Source organism: Sinomonas terrae (assembly GCF_022539255.1).
Lineage (GTDB): Bacteria > Actinomycetota > Actinomycetes > Actinomycetales > Micrococcaceae > Sinomonas > Sinomonas terrae.
Genome location: NZ_JAKZBV010000001.1, coordinates 3,058,630 through 3,080,901, shown reverse-complemented (window position 1 = coordinate 3,080,901; position 22,272 = coordinate 3,058,630). Strand labels below are relative to the sequence as shown.

14 protein-coding genes and 1 pseudogene are annotated in these 22,272 nt (G+C 68.2%); 8 read left to right on the top strand and 7 right to left on the bottom strand.

The window, feature by feature from the left end:
• Positions 1-7: 7 nt before the first annotated feature.
• Positions 8-1,333 carry a L,D-transpeptidase gene (locus L0M17_RS14195; RefSeq protein WP_241054722.1) on the top strand — a complete coding sequence of 442 codons (1,326 nt, stop codon included), beginning with the start codon at positions 8-10 and terminating at the stop codon, positions 1,331-1,333.
• Between the two features lie 171 nt (positions 1,334-1,504).
• On the top strand, positions 1,505-2,896 hold the full coding sequence (locus tag L0M17_RS14190; protein ID WP_241054721.1) for a TIGR01906 family membrane protein: 1,392 nt from the start codon (positions 1,505-1,507) through the stop codon (positions 2,894-2,896).
• A gap of 9 nt (positions 2,897-2,905) precedes the next feature.
• On the opposite strand, the gene L0M17_RS14185 is transcribed toward L0M17_RS14190, so the two are convergent.
• Positions 2,906-4,774: an AMP-dependent synthetase/ligase gene (locus tag L0M17_RS14185; RefSeq protein WP_308196885.1), complete on the bottom strand. Its 1,869-nt coding sequence runs from the start codon at positions 4,772-4,774 to the stop codon at positions 2,906-2,908.
• Positions 4,775-4,820: 46 nt separating this feature from the next.
• Entirely contained in the window at positions 4,821-6,473 is a 1,653-nt protein-coding gene (locus L0M17_RS14180) for a dolichyl-phosphate-mannose--protein mannosyltransferase (protein WP_241054720.1), read from the bottom strand.
• Positions 6,474-6,505: 32 nt separating this feature from the next.
• On the opposite strand from L0M17_RS14180, the gene rsmI reads away from it, so the two are divergent.
• Entirely contained in the window at positions 6,506-7,357 is an 852-nt protein-coding gene (gene rsmI, locus L0M17_RS14175; protein WP_241054719.1) for a 16S rRNA (cytidine(1402)-2'-O)-methyltransferase, read from the top strand.
• Positions 7,358-7,622: 265 nt separating this feature from the next.
• Complete coding sequence (locus tag L0M17_RS14170; protein ID WP_241054718.1) at positions 7,623-9,113, top strand: NAD-dependent succinate-semialdehyde dehydrogenase; 1,491 nt, start codon at positions 7,623-7,625, stop codon at positions 9,111-9,113.
• Positions 9,114-9,595: 482 nt separating this feature from the next.
• Here L0M17_RS14170 and L0M17_RS22945 read toward each other — a convergent pair whose 3' ends face one another.
• From L0M17_RS22945 to L0M17_RS14155, 4 genes and pseudogenes are all read right to left on the bottom strand, one after another.
• Positions 9,596-10,087 carry a histone H1-like repetitive region-containing protein gene (locus L0M17_RS22945; RefSeq protein WP_372498069.1) on the bottom strand — a complete coding sequence of 164 codons (492 nt, stop codon included), beginning with the start codon at positions 10,085-10,087 and terminating at the stop codon, positions 9,596-9,598.
• Between the two features lie 379 nt (positions 10,088-10,466).
• A pseudogene (locus tag L0M17_RS22940) lies at positions 10,467-12,191 on the bottom strand (transglutaminase TgpA family protein); the annotation flags it as partial.
• A complete protein-coding gene (locus tag L0M17_RS14160) occupies positions 12,185-13,519 on the bottom strand; it encodes a DUF58 domain-containing protein (RefSeq protein WP_241054714.1) in 1,335 nt (444 codons plus the stop codon). The pseudogene L0M17_RS22940 and the gene L0M17_RS14160, both read right to left, overlap by 7 nt.
• Before the next feature lie 6 nt (positions 13,520-13,525).
• Complete coding sequence (locus L0M17_RS14155) at positions 13,526-14,563, bottom strand: AAA family ATPase (RefSeq protein WP_241054712.1); 1,038 nt, start codon at positions 14,561-14,563, stop codon at positions 13,526-13,528.
• Positions 14,564-14,862: 299 nt separating this feature from the next.
• On the opposite strand from L0M17_RS14155, the gene L0M17_RS14150 reads away from it, so the two are divergent.
• Entirely contained in the window at positions 14,863-16,746 is a 1,884-nt protein-coding gene (locus L0M17_RS14150) for an HNH endonuclease signature motif containing protein (RefSeq protein ID WP_241054710.1), read from the top strand.
• A 286-nt stretch (positions 16,747-17,032) separates the two neighbouring features.
• Here L0M17_RS14150 and L0M17_RS14145 read toward each other — a convergent pair whose 3' ends face one another.
• Positions 17,033-18,124 carry an IS110 family RNA-guided transposase gene (locus tag L0M17_RS14145; RefSeq protein ID WP_241054709.1) on the bottom strand — a complete coding sequence of 364 codons (1,092 nt, stop codon included), beginning with the start codon at positions 18,122-18,124 and terminating at the stop codon, positions 17,033-17,035.
• A 298-nt stretch (positions 18,125-18,422) separates the two neighbouring features.
• On the opposite strand from L0M17_RS14145, the gene L0M17_RS14140 reads away from it, so the two are divergent.
• The 3 genes from L0M17_RS14140 to L0M17_RS14130 all read left to right on the top strand — a co-directional run bounded on the left by L0M17_RS14140 (position 18,423) and on the right by L0M17_RS14130 (position 22,240).
• The gene (locus tag L0M17_RS14140; RefSeq protein WP_241050952.1) at positions 18,423-19,505 is read left to right on the top strand and encodes an IS110 family RNA-guided transposase; all 1,083 of its coding nucleotides are present in this window, start codon (positions 18,423-18,425) and stop codon (positions 19,503-19,505) included.
• A gap of 324 nt (positions 19,506-19,829) precedes the next feature.
• Complete coding sequence (locus L0M17_RS14135) at positions 19,830-20,798, top strand: TatD family hydrolase (RefSeq protein WP_241054708.1); 969 nt, start codon at positions 19,830-19,832, stop codon at positions 20,796-20,798.
• A gap of 278 nt (positions 20,799-21,076) precedes the next feature.
• Positions 21,077-22,240, top strand: coding sequence for a resuscitation-promoting factor (locus L0M17_RS14130; RefSeq protein ID WP_241054707.1), 1,164 nt, complete (start codon positions 21,077-21,079; stop codon positions 22,238-22,240).
• Positions 22,241-22,272 lie beyond the last annotated feature (32 nt).

Here is a 22,272-nt window from a genome sequence, read left to right as displayed (position 1 = left end):
GGGGCGTATGCGGGCCGATGGGGGCACTGCCGAGGAAGGCACTTCGGAACGAGTAAGTTCCGAATATGGCGCTGCCGAAAACGGGAGCGGGGACAGACCGGTAGAGGCCGCGCGGAGATGGCGGCTGGGCGGGAAGACGATCGCGATCCTTGCCGTCGTCGTCGCGCTCGTGATCGCCGGCGGCGCGTTCGCCGCTTTCAGCGCGCTCCAGCCGCCCTCGGTGGGCTCTGAAGCCGGTACGGCGCTTCGGAGCGAGCCGGGTGCCGTGTTCCCGGTGGTCCAGCCGGCATCGGCGGTGACCGCTCCCGCGTCAGACGCGACCGAAGTAAACCCCGCAGCCCCCGTCACGGTCACTGCCAAGAACGGCACTCTGGACAACGTGAGCCTGCGCTCCTCTACTGGCGACGATGTGGAGGGCGCCGTCGACTCCGGCCGCACGGTGTGGACGTCGAGCGGGGAGCTCAAGTTCAACGAGACGTACACGCTCAGCTATACGACGCTCGACGCCGCAGGGCGGACGACGACGTCGACCTCGACCTTCAAGACCGTCGCGACTGCGAACGAAGCCGACGCGGCGATGTACCCCCTCGACGGGATGAGCGTCGGCGTCGCGCAGCCGATCCAGCTCACGTTCAGCGAACCGGTCACGAACAAGAAGGCCGTGGAGAAGGCCATCACGATCACGTCCACCTCGGGCCAAACGGGGGCATTCCACTGGTTCAGCGACACCGTGGTCCGCTATCGTCCCGAACAGTACTGGGCGGCGCACAGCACCATCAGCGTCAAGATGGACCTCTTCGGCGTGGACCTCGGCAATGGGCAGATTGGGAACTTCACCAAGACGGACACGGTGCATATCGGCGACAAGCGCACCGCGGTCGCTGACGCTCAGGCTCACACCTTCACCGCCTACATCAACGATCAACCGGTCCACACGTGGCCAGCCACGCTCGGCGATACGCGTTTCCCGTCCGCGAAGGGCTTCCTCGTGCTCATGGAGAAGCAGCGCAAGGCCCATTTCGTCGCAGCATCCATCGGACTCAAGCCCGGTGATCCCGCCAATTACGGCGAGCTCGATGTCGAGTACGCGACTCGCCTGACCCCAAGCGGCGAATTCATCCATCAGGCCACCGACACGGCGATCCCTTACCTAGGAGTGACGAACGTCTCGCACGGCTGCATCGGCCTCGGCCCTGACGGCGCGTCCTGGGTCTTCAACAACATGACGACGGGCGACGTCGTCCAGATCGTCAATACCCAGGGCGACTTCGCGAACTTCGACGACGGCTTTGGCGACTGGAATATCCCCTGGTCCCAGTACGCGAATGGCTGAGGAAGAAACCACGCTCATTCCGGCCTGATTCCGAGCGGATAACGCTTCGGCCACAGGCAGGCCTACTTCAGGTCGGCGGCAGTCTCTACCCGCTACCGTGGGACAGAGGACTGACCATACCTCGGGTTCGCATGCGTCGCGGGCCCACCAAGCTGCGAGCGGATGATGCATGTGACGGAAGACAGGCGTGACCTGGAGCCGGAGGTGAACCTGGACGAATCCCAGGACACCGAAGAGCCGGCCTTCGACTGGATGCGTACCCCTGAACGTAGCCCAGAAGCTGAGAACCCTGCTGCCCGCGACGAAGCCTCAGGCGACAAATCTTCCAACCATGTGGGCGAGCATATGGGCGAGTCGGATGAGGCGCACGACGGCGGCGACGTGACCCGAACCAGCGGAACGGCCGCGGGCAACGGGCGTGTTCCGGAGACCACCGGGCACATGCCCGCGACCAACGGGCGGGTCCCCGCGGGTAATAGGCGCGTTCCCGAGAGCAACGGCCGCGTTCCTGAGAGCAACGGGCAAGTGCCTGCGGGTAACGGTCGCGTTCCCGAGAGCACCGGCCTACGCGACCGGCGTGAACTGCGCGAAGGCAGCCAGACACCCGCGGCTACCCGGGAGCCGGCAGCTGGCCCTGCGCTTGCTTCCACCTCGAACCTTCCCGAGTCGGACGTCCGCGAGTCGGACGTTCGCGAGTCCGGCCTTCCTGAATCTGACGTGCGTGAGTCTGGCCTTCCTGAATCTGACGTTCGTGAATCCGGCATCCGCGAGCCGTCCCCGACTTCGGCCCTCCAGATGCGACCGCCGGAGGACGAAGTCCGCCGTCGGGCTGCGCAGCGCGAAGCAGCCGCTCAGGCCAAGCCTGTCGCTCCGCGCGTGCTGCAGGTGCTCATGGCGATCTTCCTGCCGTTCCTGCTCCTCATTGCTGCCGTGCGCGTCATCGCCACGCCAGCGTTCCTGTGGCTCGAGTACTTCCGCCCGGGATTCCCTGGGGACGGCTACGGCTTCTCGGTCGACGATCGGCTCACGTACGGCTCGTACGCGGTGGACTACCTGTCCAACTTCGCTGGGCGGCGGTATCTCGGGGACCTTGTCCAGCGCTCGGGAGCCCCCCTGTTCACCGATGCCGAGGTCAGCCACATGGCGGACGTGAAGTCGGTCATCTTCATCGCCTACGCGGCGGGCCTCGTGCTGCTTGCGTTCTTCGTCGTCGCGTTCCTCGTCCTGCGGAAGCGGCCGGGTGCCTTCGGCCGCGGTCTGTTCGCCGGCGCGATCGTAACGTTTGTGATCGTGGTGGGCCTCGCCGTCCTTGCCTTCATGGGCTGGGAGCAGTTCTTCACCGACTTCCACCGCATCTTCTTCTCGCAGGGGAACTGGACCTTCCAGCTTTCCGACACCCTCATCAGGCTCTTCCCGGCGCAGTTCTGGATGGACTCCGCGATCGTGATCGGTGTGCTGACCCTCCTCGTGAGCTCGCTCATCATCATCTTCGCGTGGCCGATCAAGAGGAAGGACCCGGAGGCGCGGCCGGCTGCGGGGCGCGACGAGGCGCTCTCGGAGTAGAGCACGTCCTTACTTGTAAAGGGCCTCGATCTCGTCGCGGCACTCGATGAGGATGACCTCTCGCTTGAGCTTGAGTGAGGGGGTGAGGCTCCCTCCTTCGATGCTCGGCTCGATGCCGATGACGGAGAACTTGCGGATGCTCTCGGCCCGCGAGACGCGGGCATTGGCGGCGTCGATAGCGGCCTGCAGCTCGTGGAGCACCTCGGGGTCGGCAGCGGCGGCCTCTGCCTCGAGGGTCCGGCCGCGCTCGCGGCACCATGAGACGAGTCCGTCGCGGTCGAGGACGATGAGCGCTGCAACGAACGGCCGGCCCTCGCCGATCACGATCACATGCTCGACGAGAGGGCTCTCGCGGACGGCCTCCTCGAGCGGCTCGGGGGCTACGTTCTTGCCGCCGGCCGTCACGAGCACGTCCTTCTTGCGCCCGGTGATGGTGAGGAATCCGTCGTCGTCAAGGCGACCGAGGTCACCGGTGGGGAAGTAGCCCTCGTGAGCCTGAACGCCGGGCTGCTCGCTGTCTTCGCCGTCGGTCAACCCCTGATATCCCGCAAAGACGCCGATCCCGCGCACGAGGATCTCGCCGTCGTCGGCAATCTTGATGGACGTTCCAGGAACGGGCCGTCCCACCGTGCCGACCCGCACCGCGTCCGCAGTGTTGACCGTGCATGGCCCAGTCGTCTCGGTGAGTCCGTACCCTTCGAGCACCGGCACCCCGACGCCGCGGAAGAAATGGGCTAGCTGCGGGTTCAGCGGCCCGCCCCCGCTCACCGTGGTCTCGAGCGCGCCGCCGAACACAGAGCGTAGGCGCGAGTAGACGAGTCGGTCGAACACGGCGTGCTTGAGCCGGAGGCTGCGGCCAGGACCATCGCCACGGCCGGCGGCGGCGTCGTCGAGTGTCGCCGAGTATTCCCGGGCCACGGCCGCGGCACGCGCGAAGACGCCGGCCCTCCCAGAGCGGATTGCCTGCTCGCGCGCCGCGGCGTAGACCTTCTCGAAGATGCGCGGCACGCCGAGCAGAAACGTCGGCCGGAAGCTGCGCAGTGTCGAGAGCAGATCTGTCGGGCTGCTGTACGCGACGGTGACACCTGCCGCGAGGCATACAACCTGCACGGCGTGCGCGAGCACGTGGGCGAGCGGAAGGAACGTGACCATTCGCGGGTCGGGGGACCCGAGCAGGACGGGAAGGTGGGGGATGAGGTTGTCGGCGAGGTCCACGAAGTTCGCGTGGGTGATGATGCAGCCCTTCGGCCTGCCTGTCGTGCCGGAGGTGTAGACGATGGTGGCGGGAGCACGAAGCCCCGAGGCAACGCGGTGCCGTTCGAGTTCAGCGTCGCTCACACCTTGGCCCGGGCCGGCGAGGCTGTTGAGCGTTGCCCCGTCACCGTCCATGGCGAGCGACGTCACTTGGATGAAGCGTTCGGCAAGCTCCGCCGAACCCTCGATGACCCCGGACACCATCGGCACGAGCCCAGGGGCGGCGAAGATCCGGCGGGCTCCCGAGTCCCGCAGAATCCACTCGATCTGGGCGGGGGAATCGGTCTCGTAGACGGGGACGCTCACTCCGCCCGCGTACCACACGGCGAAATCGGCGAGGGTCCACTCGTAGCTGCTGGGAGCGAGGATCGCGACGCGGTCGCCGATACCAAGGCCTCCCGCAACGAGTCCTTTCGCGAGCCAGCGGACGTCCTCGAGGAACCCGCTCGCCGTGACGTGGCGCCACGACGTTCCGTCGCGCAGCGCGAAGACGGGGCGCTCGGGAGACGCGGCAGCGCGCTCGAGGAGGAGGTCGGTGACGTTCGCACTCTCCGCCCGCGCCGGCGCGAGCAGCGCAGCGGTGATCTCGGTGCGCCCTGCGGCATCCTTCGTTGAATGGTCCACAGAGCCCTGCCTTCCGTTCGCCTCGGTCATGCCTATTCTGCCCGCCTCATACCCAGCTCGGCATCCACATGTGCATCCGCCAATCGAGGTACGTGATGGTCTGCGCGGTCCAGATGGGCATGAAGTAGGCCGAGACGATCACGACCAGGACGAGGTAGACGCCGAGGCCCAGGAAGCCTGCCTGTCGTCGCCATGGCGGGTCTGTCGGCCTGCCCAGGATATGCCCGAGCACGTACGCGAGGACGAGGATGAAGAATGGCTCGAACGAGACCGCGTAGAACGTGAACATCGTGCGTTCCGGATACATGAACCACGGCAGGTAGCCTGCGGCGACACCGCACAGCGCCCCGCCCACGCGCCAGTCCCGACGGCCGACCCAGAGGAGGACGCCGATCGCAAGGGCTACGGTGCCGGCCCACCAGATGAGGGGGTTGCCGACGGAGAGGACGGCCGAGCTGCAGCGGTCCGCTCCGCAGCCGCTGGGCTCGACGTAGTAGAACGACGTCGGACGGCCTTGGACGAGCCAGCTCCACGGGCTGGCTGCGTAGGGGTGGGTTTCCGTGAGGGTTGTGTGGAAGGTGTAGGCCTCGAGGTGATAGTGCGCGAGCGAGCGCAGCGAAGCGGGCACCCACGACCACGTGGGGTCGGGATTGGCCTCAGCCCAGTGACGGAAATAGGCATCCGACGAGAGGAACCAACCGGTCCACGTCGAGAGATAGACGGCACCTCCGACGATCACAATGCTCACGAAGGCGAGCGGGGCGTCGCGGACGACGGCGGCCGGCAGCCACGCGCGGATTCCCGCCGTGCGGCGGGCGCTTGCATCCCACAGAACGGTGAGGAGGCCGAACGCGAGGACAAACGCGAGCGCCGACCACTTGACCCCGATGGCGCAGCCGATGCAAACCCCGGCCACGATGCGCCACCAGCGCACCCCGAGCCAAGGCCCAGCCGCGAGCGCCGTCGCGGGAATCCGCCCGTTCGGCAGCGCCGACGCCGCGAGTCTGCTCGCCAGCCGCCGTCGTCCGTCCTCGCGATCCTTAAGGAGAGCACAGAAGGCGGCGAGCAGCCAGAACGAGAGGAAGATGTCGAGGATGCCGATGCGCGACATCGTGATGTGGTGGCCGTCGACGGCGAGAAGGAGGCCAGCCGTGCCGGCGAGGACCGCCGAGCGGAACAGCTTGTACGCGGCCCAGGCGACAAGTGCGACTGAGAGCGTGCCGAACAGGGCCGAGGAGAAGCGCCAGCCGAACGAGCTCGAGGGGCCGAAGAGCCACATGCCGAGCGCGATCATCCACTTGCCCAAGGGCGGATGGACCACGTATTCGGGCGAGGACTGCATGCCGCTGAAGTTCCCCGTCACGAACAGGGAGTTGGCGTTGTCGCTCCAGTTCTTCTCGTAGCCGAAGTGGAGGTAGGAGTAGGCATCCTTGACGTAGTAGGTCTCGTCGAAGATGAGGGAATGCGGGGTGCCCAGATTCACGAAGCGGAGGGCACCGGCCAAGATCGCGCACGCGAGCGGGATCGCCCAGTAGAGCGTGCGCTCGAGGCGCGGCCAGTCGCGCCAGCGGTCGAGCGGGCCAAGGAGACGGTGACGCAGCTCCGCGGCAGTCTGGGCAGCGGGGGGCCTCGGGGCGACCCACCGGCGGCGGGTGTTCCAGCCGAGCTGCGGCTCGCGGGTGTCGGTGGCGGCGCTCATCCCGGCCCATGCTACCGGCGTAGTCTGAGCGGGTGCGTGAATCAGAGCCGGGCCGCGGTCGTGTGGTCCTCGCGGCGACCCCGATCGGCAATCTCGGCGACGCGAGCCGTCGGCTGGTCGAGCTCCTCGGCGAGGCGGACGTCATCGCCGCGGAGGACACGCGTAGGCTCCACCGCCTCGTCCAGGGCCTCGGCGTGCAGCCCGAGGGCCGGGTGCTGAGCTATCACGAGCACAACGAGGCGTCGAAGACCCCGGAGCTCCTCGACGAGGTGAGGGCGGGCCGGACCGTCTTGCTCGTGACGGACGCTGGGATGCCGAGCGTGTCCGACCCCGGGTATCGGCTCGTCGAGGCTGCGGTCGCGGAGGGGCTCACGGTCACCGCGGTGCCCGGACCGTCGGCGGTGCTCACGGCGCTTGCGCTCTCCGGGCTCCCTACCGACCGCTTCTGCTTCGAGGGGTTCCTGCCGCGGAAGACGGGGGAGCGGGCTGCGCGCCTTCTAGACCTGCGCGGCGAGCGCAGGACCATGGTGTTCTTCGAGGCTCCGCACCGCCTCCCAGTCATGCTCCGGGCTGTTGCGGACGCGTTCGGCGGCGACCGGCCCATGGCCGTGTGCCGGGAGCTGACGAAGACGTACGAGGAGGTCCTGCGCGGAACGGCAGGGGAGCTGGCTGCCTGGGCCGAGGCTGAGGAGGTGCGGGGTGAGATCGCCGTCGTCGTCGGCGGGGCGCCCGAAACCGAGCCGGCGAGCCCCGAGGAACTCGTGGAAGCGGTGAACCGACTTGTTGCCGACGGCGCCCGCCTCAAGGACGCGGTGGCGGCCGTCGCAGCCGACGCGCGCGCGAGCAAGCGCGAGCTCTACGCCGCTGTGCTCGCCAATCGGTGAACCCTCCCGACGCGATGGCCTCCCGCTGAACCCTCCCGTTGCGCTGGCCCCTCCCGTTGCGCCGTCACGTCCGCAGGGTCCTAACCCTGCGGACGTGACGGCGCAACGAAAAGCCCGGAATCCCGCGGTTCTCTCTTGTGCTTTCGTACAAGAGAAGCGCTTGGTTGTGGTGCAGTCATGCGTAGACTTTCACGGCTGCCAGCGCCTAGCGTTGAGATGAACCCAGGGACCCGACGGTGAGTCCCGCACGGCGAAAGGAGCCGAGATGTCTGACACTCTTGTTACTTCCGAACGCGAGGCCGAGCTCCTTGCGAAAGTTCCTACCGGCCTCCTCATCAACGGCGAGTGGCGTGACGCCACGGGCGGCAAGACTTTCGCCGTCGAGGATCCTGCGACGGGCAAGACCCTGCTCGAAATCGCCGACGCGACGAGCGAGGACGCCGTTGCGGCCCTCGACGCCGCCGACGCCGTCCAGGCCTCGTGGGCTCGCACAGCACCCCGTGAGCGCGCTGAGATCCTGCGCCGCGCGTTCGAGCTCGTGACCGAGCGCGCCGATGACTTCGCACTCCTCATGACGCTCGAGATGGGCAAGCCGCTCGCCGAGTCGCGTGGCGAGGTCACGTACGGCGCGGAGTTCCTACGCTGGTTCTCCGAGGAGGCCGTCCGCGATTACGGCCGCTACGTCACCACTCCCGAGGGCAAGAACAAGATCCTCGTCCAGCGCAAGCCCGTGGGCCCCTGCCTCCTGATCACCCCGTGGAACTTCCCGCTCGCCATGGCGACCCGCAAGATCGCCCCGGCTGTCGCTGCGGGCTGCACCATGGTCGTGAAGCCGGCGAAGTTCACGCCGCTCACGACCCAGCTCTTCGCCGCCGTCATGCAGGAAGCGGGACTGCCAGCGGGCGTCCTCAACGTTGTCTCGTCGTCGTCCGCCTCCGGTATTTCTGGCCCGCTCCTGAAGGACTCCCGCCTGCGGAAGATCTCGTTCACGGGCTCGACCCCGGTGGGGCGTCGCCTCATTGCGGACGCCGCCCAGAACGTCCTGCGCACGTCGATGGAGCTCGGCGGAAACGCCCCGTTCATCGTGTTCGAGGACGCTGATCTGGACAAGGCGGTCGAGGGTGCGATGGCTGCCAAGATGCGCAACATGGGCGAGGCCTGCACGGCCGCGAACCGCTTCCTCGTGCAGGAATCGGTCGCGGAGGAGTTCACGCGCAAGTTCTCCGAGGCGATGGCCGCTCTCAAGCCGGGCCGCGGCACGGAGTCGGATTCCAAGGTCGGCCCGCTCATCGACGGCGGGGCCCGCAAGGACGTCCACGCGCTCGTGACCGAGGCGGTCCAGTCCGGCGCCCGCGTCGCGACCGGTGGCGCACCCATCGAGGGTGACGGCTACTTCTACGCCCCCACCGTCCTCGCCGACGTCCCGAACGACGCCGACATCCTCAAGAACGAGATCTTCGGCCCGGTCGCCCCGATCACGACGTTCAAGACCGAGGAGGATGCCATCCGCCTCGCGAACGCGACCGAGTACGGTCTCGCCTCGTACCTCTACACTCGCGACTACGCGCGCATGTTCCGGGTCGCGGAGCAGATCGAGTACGGCATGGTCGGCTTCAACGCGGGCGTCATCTCCAACGCCGCCGCCCCGTTCGGCGGCGTCAAGCAGTCCGGCTTGGGCCGCGAGGGCGGCGCCGAGGGCATCGCGGAGTACACGACGACGCAGTACATCGGCATCGCGGATCCGTACGCGGGCTGACGAGCCGCTGGCGTCTGGGAGGGTGCGGAGAAACGAGCACAGCATCGCCGCCCCGTACGCGGGCTGACGAGCCGCTGGCGTCCGGGAGGGTGCGGAGAAACGAGCACAGCATCGCGGATCCGTACGCGGGCTGACGAGCCGCTGAGATAACCGTCTCCTTCTGGCATAACCGTCTCCTTCCGACATAACCGTCTCCCGCAGGCATAACCGTCGCTTCTAACCGACGGTTATGCCTCTGGGGGACGGTTATGCCGTTAAGGGCCGTCGACGTCTGGGTCCTCGACGTCTGGAACCCTCAACACCCGGAGCCCTCAACACCCGGAGCCCTCAACAACATGCCTACCGACGCTTGAGAAGCTTCGCGAGTCCGCCCCGGGCTGCTCGCGCTGCCCCTTCGACCGACCGCTGCAGCAATCGTCGGGTCTGCAGCGCTCGTCGGGTCCGGTGGCTTGTCCGGGCGAAGGCCGACGGCGGGAGGGCGGCTATGCGGGCGCGGGCGAGCGGGGAGCGGCTCGCCCGCCCAGCGCGAGCGACCGTTGCGAGCGCCTCTCGTGCCGCGGCGTCGTCCGGCTTGTAGCCCGGCCGACCGTACTCATGGCGCTCGTACTCCCGCGTAAGGGTCGCGAGCGCGCCCCTGAGGGGAGTGCTGGCTTGGGAACTACCCGCCTGGACACTGCCCGCCTGGACACTGCCCGCCTGGACACTGCCCGCCTGGACACTGCCCGCCTGGACACTGCCCGCCTGGACACTGCCCGCCTGGACACTGCCCGCCTGGACACTGCCCGCCTGGACACTGCCCGCCTGGACACTGGCCGCCTGGACACTGCCCGCCTGGACACTGCCCGCCTGGACACTGGCCGCCTGGACACTGCTCTCCGGGACACCGCTCGGCTCTGGGACACTGCTCGGCTGCGGGACACTGTGCCCGGGAGAGCCGCCGTCGTCGGCCTCCCATCGCTCGAGCCTCCTAGCATAGGTGCGCGGCGTGTCGGCAGGATCGGCGGGGAGGCCATGGTCCAGCCCGAGGGCCTCGAGTTCCTCCCAGATACCCTCGACGCCACGGGCCAGGCGCTTCCGTCGCTGGGTAGCCCGGATGGCTGCCGGGAGGATGAGGAGCCCCGCGAGGAGTGCCGCTCCGAGCGCGAGCCCGGCGATCTCGGTTCCGGTGGCTGCGGCCGAGGGCCGGCCTGTCGCGTGTGAGGGGGTAGCCGTCGGCGTGGGTGTTGCCGCCTTGGGAGCGGGTGCGGGCCGGACGGCATCGTTGGGGTTGTCGAGGTTCGTGCTGGTCCCGGCTGGCGTGTCCGTCTGCGCGTACGAGGGGACGGCGCCGCGGGACGGTGTGGGCTCGAACGGCACCCAACCGAGGCCTTGGAAGTAGAGCTGGGGCCACGCGTGCGCGTCGCGGGCGTCCACCTGGTACTCGGGCAGCGAGCCGAGCCCAGCGACCGCTACGCTTGCCCCCGTGGGGTGCCCGGGCGCAAAGCCCACGGCGATGCGGCTCGGAATTCCAACCAGGCGCGCCATCACGGCCATGGCGGCGGCGAAGTGGATGCAGTAGCCCGACTTCTTCTCGAGGAACTTCTCGAGGACGTCCATGCCGGTGCCGTCGTACCCCTGCTGCACCGGCGCCTGTTCGGAGTAGGTGAAGGTGCGCAGGTAGGCCTGGATGGCGAGCGCCTTCGCGTAGGGGGTCGTCGCACCCTTGGTGATCGTTTCCGCCGTCGTCCGCACGAGGCCGGGGACGTTGCTGGGGACGGCGGACGTCTCGAGCCCGATCCCGCGGGGCGCGGTACTGACGGCTGCGAGTTCTGCAGGGGTGAGGTTGGGAGCCACGGAGCGCACGACGTAGTTCTGGCCGAGGCTAGCGCCCGGGTCGCCCTTGATGCTGAGGCTGAGTGGATCCCATCCCATGCGCCCCTGCACTCCGGTGATCGAGACCGGCGCGTAGGGGACGGGGAGATAGGGGCTCGTGAAGTTGCCGGTCGAGATGACGGTGGTCGTCGTGACGAGCGGTGCGGTCTGGGCCGTCTCCGTGCTGATGGCGCTGAGATCGTATTGCCGTGCGTCGTCCCGGTTGTCCGGCCCCCAAGTGCTCCCTTCGAACGAGTCGACGGTGGTGGTCTGGAGGTAGACGGGCTGGGTCGAGTCCGTCGCGTAGCGGATGATCCCGACCCCCTGAGCACTTCGGAGGTCGTTTCCGAGGCTGATGAACGGATTGAGCCCCACGTTCTGTCCGAAGTACTTCAGCCTGGAACCCTCCGGGAACGAGCCGCTGTCGAAGCCCGGGATGAGGGCAGGCAGGACGAGGGCGCCGACGACGACGGCGGCCACGAGCGTGATGACGCGCGACGGCGAGACCGCGGCTCCGGCGGCCCGAGGCGGCCGGGAGCTGGGTCCTGAGCCCCACTCGCTGGAGACCACCTCCGCGCGTGCGAGGGCGAGCGCTGCAAGGTAAGCGGCGCCACCGACCGCGAAGCCCCAGCCCCCAGGGCCGTCCGACTTGAGGAGGGCCGGCACGGTGAGCACTGAGAGTGGCGCGACGCCGGCGATGGCCGGCATCCGGCACGAGACTCCGATCGCCTCGCCGATGAGGGCGGTGAGGCCGAGGGCCCCAGCGAGCAAGGCGACGATGCCGACGTTCGGGGACGCGGGGACCGCTTCGAAAGAGATGGTGTTCCACGCCTCGTCGAGGGCCTCGCGAGCGCCTTCCAGGGTTTGGGCTGTGGGGATGAACCCGAGCAGGGTGGTGTCGCGCAGGAACATGAAGCACATCGTGAGCGCCCACACGACAAGCCCCACAATAGAGGGCACGACGTGCGGCGCGCGCAGCAGCCGGGCGACCGCGATAGCGACTCCCGTGGCAAAGACGACCACGACGATCGGATACAGCCACGCCCAGCCCCGGAGCACGCCGTCGTACGAAATGGCGGCGCCCGCCACCGACACCGCGAGCAGAAGGCCGACGGCGGCCGGCCGCCAGGCGAGGAGGCGCCAGTCGGAGGGGCCCCAGTGGCGAGGTCGCCCCGGGGGACCCGCGGGGGCGGCGGATGTGGGCGGCGCTGGAGCACTCGTCACCATGGGAGGACCTCCCCTGTGAGGGCGAGCCAAGCGGCGTCGATTCGGGTTGACGGAGTCGCCTCGACCGCGAACCAGCCTGCCGCACGCAGGGCCTCGACGGCCCCTCGGCATGCGCCGGGGCGATCGGCGACGACGAGTGCGAGTGCGCGCTCGGACGCGGAACCGGCGGGCGCGAGGACGCGCGCGTCGTCGGCCGTTGTGCGCCCGAGGACGGCGACGATCGGGCCGCGCTGGCCGTGCGCCTCGAGGCGATCGAGGAGCAGGTCGCCGAAGCCTTCCCCTGCGCGCGGGGCTGCGCTGCCGTTCTCACGGCCTCGGGGAAGGATCGCCGCGAGGCCCTCGGCTACCGAGGCGAGGCCCGTACGGCCGGAATAGTCGGGGGCGTCGGGTTCGGACGACGACGGCGAGTGCGAGAGTGCGAGACTCCCGTCCGCATCGAGGAGGCGGAGCGAGTAGTCGAGGTCGGCGAGATGGGCGGCGATCGACATTGCCGCCGTGACGGCCCACTCGAACTCGGGAGGGCCGGGGGCCCACTCGTCCGCGGGAACAGCGCGCCCCGACGCAACGGGGAACGCGTCGCGCCGAAGGTCGAGGATGAGGGTCGCCTCAGGCGACGTGGCCGACTCCTCCTGGCGGACCATGAGGTCGCCATGGCGCGCCGTGGCGGCCCAGTGGACGCGGCGCATCGGATCCCCGTGGCGATACTCGCGGGTCATGACGTCGTCCTCGGACGGGTTCGCCTGCATCCGGGTTGCAATGACACCCTCGATGCCGCGAAGCCCCGAAAGAACGGAGGCCGCGAGCGGGATCGGCGCGGGCGTGACGGTGAGGATGGACCCGTCGTCGATCCTCGTGCGCTGCTCGGTCACGCCGAAGACGTCGGTCGAGTGGGCCTCGACGGGGCCGAGCAGGAAGAGCCCGCGGTGGGGGCACGAGAGCTGGTAGCGGTAACGGCTCACGCCGTCGGATCCGACGGTGCGGCCCGGGTACGCGAAGTCGGGGCCCGTCCCGAGGGCAGAAGGGAGCTGCTCCGCCATGGACATCCGGCCCACGAGGACACCGGCGTGACGGATCGCCAAGTGAACCTCGGCGAGCTGCCCCGTCTCGACGACAGGCGGCTCGGTGGAGCGCTCGATCGTCAGGCCAGGGCGGAACAGGCGAGTTGAGATCCACGCGGTGGCCGGGAGGAGCAGGAGGAACGCCGCGAGATGGAGGAGGTCGCGTCGCCCCATGGCTTGTGCCGCGATGAGCACGACCGCTCCGGCGACGACGAATCCCCAGCCCACGCTCGTCAGGCGACCCTGCCACGGTACTCGCGGCGCGGCCATGGCAGGTCAGGCCTGCCGGCGAAGGCGAGCGGCGCCGTCGGACGGAAGCGGCACCGTCGCGACGAGGGCATCCAGAACGCCTGCGACCGTGAGCCCAGCGGCGGCGGCCCGGCGGTCCAGGATGAGCCGGTGGACCAGCACGGCCGGAGCCATGGCCGCGACGTCGTCTGGCAACACGAAGTCGCGGCCGTCTAGCGCCGCACGCGCCTTCGCGGCGCGCAGAAGCTGAAGGACGGCACGTGGGCTCGCCCCGAGCCGGACCCTCTCGCTCGTGCGGGTGGCGCGGCCGAGCGCTACCGTGAATTGCTTGACGGGGTCGGAGACGTACACGGCCTTGACCGACTCGATCATGGACGCGACGTCGGAGGCCTCGGCGACCGGTTCGATCGAGAACAGCGGGGATTCGGACTGGTGGCTCTCCAGCATCTCGATCTCGGCGGCCTCGTCCGGGTAGCCCATGGAGATCCGTGCCATGAACCGGTCGCGCTGAGCCTCCGGGAGCGGGTACGTCCCCTCCATCTCGATGGGGTTCTGGGTTGCGATGACCATGAACGGCTCGCTCAGCCCGTAGGACGTTCCGTCGACCGTGACCTGGTGCTCCTCCATGCATTCGAGGAGGGCGGACTGGGTCTTCGCGGATGCCCGGTTGATCTCGTCGCCGATCACGATGTTCGCGAAGACGGCGCCCGGGCGGAACTCGAACTGGCGCGTCGCCTGGTTGTAGATCGAGACGCCCGTGACGTCGCTCGGCAGGAGGTCCGGCGTGAACTGGATGCGGCTGACGGAACAGTCGATCGTCCGCGCGAGCGTCTTGGCTAGCATCGTCTTGCCGACTCCGGGGACGTCCTCGACGAGCAGATGGCCCTGGGCGAGCAGCACCGTCAGTGCGACGCGCGAAGCTTCTGCCTTCCCGTCGATGACCCTGTCGACCTCGGCGAGGATGGTCTCACACAGTTCGCGGAAGCGCAGGGGCGGCATGGGCGCTGCCGGAGGTGCCGCTCTCCGCGGCGTGAGGGCCGTCGCTGCCGCGTGGTGCACGTCCATGCATTCCCCCTGGGCCGGGTGGGAGTGTGACCACTGACGAGACGTCCGTCACACTTGTGTTCTGTCCACGTTACCCGCAACCCGAGCCTTCGACCCTGCCCTATTTAGTGACCCCGCTGTGACGCAATCCTTGTTCGGAGCGGTGGGACGGTCGGTTCATGGGTGCCTGGGAGTGGGATCTCGGAGCGTGCGGTCTGGTTGACGCTCCCAGTGGAGCCGGGGCGGGGGGTCCGGTGGGGTCTCCTTGGGCGATTGGGCGATTCGCTTATTTTGTCGGAGGTGGGTGAGAGGGTTTGTTCATGGGGGAGAACAAGGCGGAGGACCCGGGGGACCACATGTCCGGGGACCATATGGGGGAAGACGCGGTGGAACACATGGGGGACCCGCGTAGCGAGGGCCACGAGACCGACGACGGCGCGGGCGTGGATCAGGGGGCGGACGACGGCGCGGGGCTGGCTGAGGGGGCGGGTCAGACCGACCGTGCAGGGCTGATTGATGGCCTAGAGCCATCCCGCGGCCCAGAACCATCCAGTGATACAGAGCCATCCCGGGACGCAGAGCCTTCCGACGACGCTCGGGCCGCGATGACTCCGGCCGCTATCGAGCACGAGGCGCGTGCCGTCTTCGTGGACTCCTTGGTGACGACCGTTCGGGGACTGGAGTTCGTGGAGGCGCGGATGCACGCGTTACGCCTGAAGGCCGTCGCCGCTCTGCACAGCGAGATGCGGCGCGTGGCCATGGGTGCGGTTGAAGCAAGCGAAGCAGCGTCGATCACGGCTGCAGAGATCGCGGCTGCGATGAACGTCTCGCAGCGCACGGGCCGGGTCTTGGTTGAGGAGGCGTTGGCGCTGACAGACCCCGGGCTCGCCCCTGTGCTGGACGCGATGCAGGAGGGAAGACTTGATCGTCGCCGGGCGCGCTCGGTAATGGAGTACGCTTGCGTGCTGCCACCCGGCAAAGACGCCGAGTTCTGCGCTGCTGCAGTGAGTCTTGCCTGCCCTGATAACCCTGACCATGCTCCCAGCCCCGCAGCCCTCTCACGTCGTCTCCGGCGACTCGCGGAGGACTACCACGACGAGCCTCTGGCGGCGCGAAAGGAGAGAGCGGCGGCGTTCCGAAAAGTCGAGGTCGAGCCCTCGAAGGACGGGATGTGCTGGATCACCGCCCACCTTCCGGTCGAGGTCGGGGCAGCGATCGACACGCGCCTCGAGGCTCTCGCCAGATCCTTGCAGCAGCCGGGAGAGTCGCGCGGAATCGGCCAACTCAGGGCGGACGTCTTTCGAGATCTGCTACTCGACCCTTCAGTCTCTGCGCCGAACTCCGCGCCGCTTCCTGAGTATTTCCCCGGGTCTTTCTCCGCAACGTCAGGTTCTTCCGCGTCCGCTTCTGCTCATGCCCCCGTGCCCTCCGCCTCTGCAAACGCCGCCTCTGCAAACGCCGCCTGTACAAACGCCGCCTGTACAAACGCCGCCTGTACAAACGCCACAGCGCCTCCCCAGCCCCGCGCGAAAACTATTGGCGAGCTCGACGCCGACGCCAGTGATTGCCGTTCGGTGGTGGCAGGGCGTCCGGTTGTCGGTGGTGGAGTGAGGATGGAGGTGGTCGTCACGGTGCCAGCACGAAGCCTTTCTGGAGAGGCGGAAACGCCCGGCGAAATCCTTGGCTATGGGCCCATCGACGCCCCCGCCGCGCGACAGCTGGCAGCCGAGGCCTCCACTTGGACGACCATGTTCGTTGATCCCGAGTCGGGGGCCCCTTTGGTGCTCGGCAGGAGGAGGTACACGCCCTCGCTCGCTATACGACGATTCCTCGGGGCCAGAGATCGGACGTGCCGCTTCCCAGGCTGCGACAAACCAGCGCCCGCCACTGAAGCAGACCATACAGAGGAATGGCAGGACGGCGGCACCACGGAGGTCGCAAACCTGGCCCTTCTCTGTCGTGAGCACCATAGGCTCAAGAGCTTGGGTGTGTGGAAACTGCGGCAGGTGAGGCCGGAGACGCAAGACGACCCGGAGAAACGAGACGACCCGGAGAAACAAGACGACCCGGAGAAACAATACGAAGCCGAGGCCTCATCACCCGCAACTGTTGATGCGCCGCCGGGCGGAATTCTTGAGTGGACTTCGCCGACGGGCCGTCGATACGTCACGTATCCAGAGCCTGACGCCCCGCCGCCGTTCTGATATTGAGCGGTGTTCTGTCAAGTGGGCATGGTGAGGTGCCGTCGGGAAGGAGGTCCCCGGCGGCACCTCTGTGCTTCGCTAGGTGGGGGGTGGCGAGCGTGTCGTTCGGCGACGCGCGGTCAGACTGATATGCGCGGGTTGGCTACCGCAGGGCGGTGGTTCGGCTGGAGCTGTTCCGCGGGTCTAGAAGTCGAGCGTCGGCCCGGGAGGCCTGCTCATAGAACGGACGCGGGTAGCTCCACGCGCTGCCGTCATTCCCCATCCTCGGCGAAGCGGTCTGCGAAGCTCAGTCGTCCATGACGGCTAGGGACCAGCACCAGCCTGCCAGCTCGCGTGCTATTGCGGCGTTGGCGACGGTGGGCCGCTTGCTGCGCTTGAGGAACTTGACCCAGCGGGCGTGCAGGCGCCGATTGCCCGCATCGCCCCGGGCCCTGGCGGCTGCGGGGGCGAGGTCCCAGCGATCCTGCATCCTCTTTCCGATGCTGTAGTGGGCGCGGTGGTGCCAGGCTGCCTCGACAAGCAGCCTGCGGGCGTGGGAGTTGCCGGCTTTGGTGACCGGGCCTTGGGCGCGGGAGCCGCCCGAGGAGTGCTCGGAGGGGACGAGCCCGACGAAGGAGCCGATCGTGGCCCCGGTGAACCTCCCCCAGTCGCCGATCTCCACCGCAAGGGCGAACCCGGTCAGGGTGCTGACACCACGTAGGCACCCCAGGCGCCGCACGATGGGGGTGAACTCCGAATCGGCCGCCAGCTCCTCGATCGCCGCATCAAGGCGGTCCCTGCGTGCCTTGACCGACAGGACGGCCTCATAGTCGGAGTCGAAGGCCGCCCGTGTCGCCCTCGACTCCAGCAGCGCGAGAGCCTCGCGGCGCAGCCAGACGTCGTGCTTTCCTGTCCAGGCGTCCCCACCCTCGTAGACGATCCCGTGGCGCAGGAGGAGCTTGGAAAGCCGGTGCCTGGCACGCATCAGATCGCCTCGGCAGTCCTCCCTGGCCCGGACCAGATCGCGCGCCGACTCCTGGCCTACGGTCGGGACCGCGACCGCAGTTACCTCGTCTAAGCGCAGCAGCCGCGCCAGGTGCACCGCGTCCCTTGCATCGGTCTTGACCCGGTCTCCCGATGGCCGCTGGAGCTTCGACGGTGCGGCGACCACGCACCTGACTCCCTGTGAGGTCAAGGCCCTCGCAAGTCCGAACCCCGTTGGGCCGGCTTCGTAGACCACGGCGACCGGGCCGGAAAGCCCTCCCAGCCATGACTTCACAACCTCGAAAGACGGGGCCATTCTGGCCTGGACCAGCTCGCCTGTGTCGCCGTCGATCGCTGCCGCCGCGATCGAGTGGGCGTGCACATCCAGCCCAACACTCGTACGCTCAATGAACACCTGTGAGTCTTGGAGCGGCTGGTCCGGGACCGGCTGGCAGGGTAGGTGCTGGACGCCTTCTCCTCGGCTGTGACTCGAATGAACACTGGCCCCTTCATGGGCCTTCGCCCCGAATTGTCCAGCCATGGGGTTGGTGCCCGGCGCCCGCCCGGCCCACACCGATGGCTTGATCAGAAGACTGCCCGACCCCTGCGGGGCCGTGGCCCATCACAGGAATGCCTCGGAGTGACCTTCACCCGGGCCGACGCCGGCCGCGCCGCGGCCAGAAGCATCTGCCCCTACTCGAGGAAGGAACCCCGTGGCCGCGAAGACTACTGTCGCACAGACGCGCCCGTTCGTCATCGGCGTGGACACCCACGCCCGCACCCACACCCTTGCCATGGTCCGCGCGGCGACCGGTGAACAGCTCGGCTGCCAGCAATTCCCGGCCACCGCGGCGGGCATGCGGAGGGCCCTCGACTGGGCGGCCCGCCGCACGGGAGGAGACGCAGACGCACTCTGGGTCATCGAGGGAATCGGCAGCTATGGAGCCCAGCTCGCAGCGGCAGTCGTGAAGGCCGGCTTCGAGGCTGTGGAAGCCCCCAGGGGCTACGTTCGCTCACGAACCACCACAGGGAAATCCGATCCGCTGGACGCGGCCGCGATCGCGGCCGCAGCCCTCCCGCTCGAGGGCACCCGCCTGCGTATCCCACGCCAGGATGAGGGCGTGCGCGCTGCCCTGCGAGTGCTCATCGCGGCAAGGGAGCAGATGACGCTCGAGCGCACGGCCAAGGTCAACGCACTCACTGCCCTGGCCCGGACCGTCGACCTCGGGATCGACGCCCGCCGGCCCCTCTCAGCCACCCAGGTCACGGAGATGGCGCGATGGCGGGCACGGGAAGAGGGCGTCGCGGCTGCCACCGCCCGGACGGAGGCGGTCCGCCTTGCCAAACGAATCCGCGTTCTGGACGAGGAGCTCGCGGACAACCAGCACTGCACATCCGAGCTCGTCAAGGCTAGCCCCGCCGCGCCCCTGCTGGAGATGACCGGCATAGGACCGGTCACCGCCGCCGTGGTCTACACCGCCTGGTCACACCTCGGGAGGGTCCGCTCCGAGGCCGCTTTCGCCACTCTTGCCGGGGTCAGCCCCGTCCCGGCTTCTTCCGGGAACATCGTCCGATACCGGCTCAACCGAGGAGGCGACAGACGCCTCAACCGGGCCCTGCACATGGCCACCATCACCCGAATGGTCCACGATCCCGACAGCCGTGCCTACGCCGAACGACGCACAGCCGAAGGCAGAACCACACGCGAGATCCGTCGCTGCCTCAAGAGATACCTCGCCCGCCACCTCTACCGCACCCTCAACGCACTCCACCGCGACGCACTCGCAGCAGCTTGACGCGACATAGAAGATTCGGGGCCTCCCACGCATGTCGGATAGGCCGAGCAGGGGACTCTGCTCGGTAACCCACGAATCTGCGTGAGCGAGGCCCCGGCCCGCAACCACCCACGCAAGGGCGGTCACTGCATACCGTCTAGTCCCAGTAGTGACGGAAGAATCCGGTGACGGAAGAACCCGGTGACGGAAGAATCCGGTGACGGGAGGATCCGCCCGAGGGGACGCCATGCCCAGAGCCTGACGCCCCGCCGTCGTTCTAGTACCAGCGGTAACCGGCAGGACGCCCGGCCGGAGGCGACGTCGTTCCCGCCTAGAGTGGGAACCATGTGTGCATCCCTTCCGCCCGCTCCCTACCGCTTGAAGGACTCGGAAGAGACGCCCGAGAGCGACGGGTCAAGCGGCGGCCCACGCGGTAATGGCAGCGAGGTGCGCTCGGCTCACGACGAGACTGGCCGGAAGCGCCGACTGGAGTATCCGCCTGCGCCCGAGCCGCTTCCGGTCCCGGTGATCGACAACCACACTCATCTGAACTTCCGGGACGGCCTCGTCGAGGTGGGTGTGCGGGAGGCGCTCGACGCCGCGGAGGCGGTAGGCGTGCATCGCGCAGTCCAGGTTGGGTGTGACCTTCCCTCGTCGCGGTTCACTGTCGAGGCGCTCGACGCCGACTCCCGCCTCCTCGGGGCCGTCGCGCTCCATCCGAACGACGCGCCACGTTATGCGGAGCGGGGGGAATTCGAGACGGCGCTCGCCGAGATCGAGGAACTCGCCGCCCACCCTCGGGTGCGCGCGATCGGAGAGACGGGGCTCGACTACTTCCGCACCCACGGGGAGGCACTCAAGGTCCAGCACGAGTCGTTCCGCCGCCACATCGACATCGCGAAGCGCTTGGGCCTCACCCTCCAGATCCATGATCGGGAGGCGCACGACGACGTCGTCCGCATCCTCGGTGAGGAAGGGGCTCCTGAGAAGGTCGTCTTCCACTGCTTCTCAGGAGACGAGGACCTGGCGAGGACGTGCAACGAGCACGGCTGGTTCCTCTCGTTCGCCGGCACCCTTACCTTCAAGAACGCCGAGAACCTTCGCCGTGCCCTCGCCGTTGCCGAGCCCTCGCGCATCCTTGTCGAGACGGACTCGCCGTTCCTCACCCCACACCCGTTCCGAGGGCGGCCGAACGCGAGCTACATGGTCCCGTACACGGTTCGGGGGATGGCCGAGGTGCTCTCAACAGACTTGGAAGCGCTCTGCACGAGGCTCGGCGAGAACACCGTAGAGGCCTACGGCAGCTGGGACTGAAACGCCACTGGATTTCACGAAGGCGGCCACCCATTCATCAAAAGGCAGTCCAACTTCTCTGGGACTTCGCTCTCATCTGGTGTGGCTGAAATGTAATCTTTCCTTGCTCGTTGGTAACGCTTCGGTTACGCTCGGTTGTCAGTAGCCGGGGTCGGGGAAGGCCCGCGGACGAGTAGAGCCCCGTGCAGTTGCGCGAGCAGCTGCAGTCACGGGGTCCGGTCACCCCTGTGCCCGCGTCCGCTGCACCCGTGCCCGGATCCTGTGAGGTTAGGGCCCATGTGAGTAGATACTCCGCCGAGAGCGCCACGGCGAAGCCGTTTCGGATCGCCGGCCAGGTCGCAGTCGTCGGTGCGCTCGTGCTCGGCACGACCGCGTTCGTCGCAAATGCGAAGACCGTCACGCTCACAGTGGACGGCAAGGCCAGCACCATCCAGACGTTCGCCGGGACCGTTGATCAAGTGGTCCGAGGCGCCGACGTGGGGATCAACCCGGCCGATGTCGTCCAGCCCGCCCTCTCCGACTCAGTGCAGAGCGGTGCGGTGATCACCGTCAACCGCTCCAAGGAGGTCACAGTCCGGCTCGACGGTGCGCAACGCACGGTCGAGACAACCGTGCCAACCGTTGATGCGCTCGTCCGCCAGCTCGGAGTGGCCTCGAACAGCGTCGTATCGTTGGCGGGCTCCACCGAGCTCGCGCCACAGGGGAGCGTCGTGGCGATCTCAACCCCGAAGGACGTCACCGTCCTTGTCGATGGCCAGGCCGTGACTCGGACGACGGCGGCAGCGACAGTGGGAGCCCTCCTCTCCGAACTCGGACTCACGCTCGCCCCGAACGACACGGTCTCCCTGCCCGGCAACACCCCTGTCGTGAATGGCCTCGTGCTCAAGGTGACGCGCGTCGACGCAGGCAAGGCGGACACGGTCACGGAGCCCATCCCCTTCAGCACCGACCGGACCGACAGCGCGGACCTCCCCGTGGGTCAGACCAAGGTCGTTCAGCAGGGCGTTCCCGGCACGCTCGTGAAGAACTACCAGGTGCTCGCGGTCGACGGCCATGAAGCAAGCCGAACGCTCCTCTCGCAGAACGTGACAGTCCAGCCGATCGCCCAGGAGATCCTCGTCGGGACGAAGCAGCCTGACCCCCAGCCCTCGCCGTCGTCATCTCCATCGTCTGCTTCCACGGCGGCTCCGCCGGTGGCGAACGAGGCGATGTGGGACAAGATCGCCCAGTGCGAGTCGGGCGGCAACTGGGCGGCGAACACCGGCAACGGCTACTACGGCGGCCTCCAGTTCGATGTCTCGTCCTGGATGGCCAACGGCGGCGGCCAGTATGCGCCGAATGCCTCCCTCGCGAGCAAGGCGCAGCAGATCGCCGTGGCCAACACCTATTACGCCAAGTCCGGCCTCTCCCCGTGGGGCTGTGCCTGGGCGGCGAGCAGCTGACGGCGCGGCGAACCGCTGACGGGAGCCGCGAA

What these genes read in the sequence shown, in the direction of transcription:
- L0M17_RS14155 (WP_241054712.1), bottom strand. Translation starts at nt 14,563, where the DNA reads ATGGACGTGCACCACGCGGCAGCGACGGCCCTCACGCCGCGGAGAGCG.
- L0M17_RS14180 (WP_241054720.1), bottom strand. Translation starts at nt 6,473, where the DNA reads ATGAGCGCCGCCACCGACACCCGCGAGCCGCAGCTCGGCTGGAACACC.
- L0M17_RS14170 (WP_241054718.1), top strand. Translation starts at nt 7,623, where the DNA reads ATGTCTGACACTCTTGTTACTTCCGAACGCGAGGCCGAGCTCCTTGCG.
- L0M17_RS14135 (WP_241054708.1), top strand. Translation starts at nt 19,830, where the DNA reads ATGTGTGCATCCCTTCCGCCCGCTCCCTACCGCTTGAAGGACTCGGAA.
- L0M17_RS14150 (WP_241054710.1), top strand. Translation starts at nt 14,863, where the DNA reads ATGGGGGAGAACAAGGCGGAGGACCCGGGGGACCACATGTCCGGGGAC.
- L0M17_RS14160 (WP_241054714.1), bottom strand. Translation starts at nt 13,519, where the DNA reads ATGGCCGCGCCGCGAGTACCGTGGCAGGGTCGCCTGACGAGCGTGGGC.
- L0M17_RS14195 (WP_241054722.1), top strand. Translation starts at nt 8, where the DNA reads ATGCGGGCCGATGGGGGCACTGCCGAGGAAGGCACTTCGGAACGAGTA.
- L0M17_RS22945 (WP_372498069.1), bottom strand. Translation starts at nt 10,087, where the DNA reads ATGCTAGGAGGCTCGAGCGATGGGAGGCCGACGACGGCGGCTCTCCCG.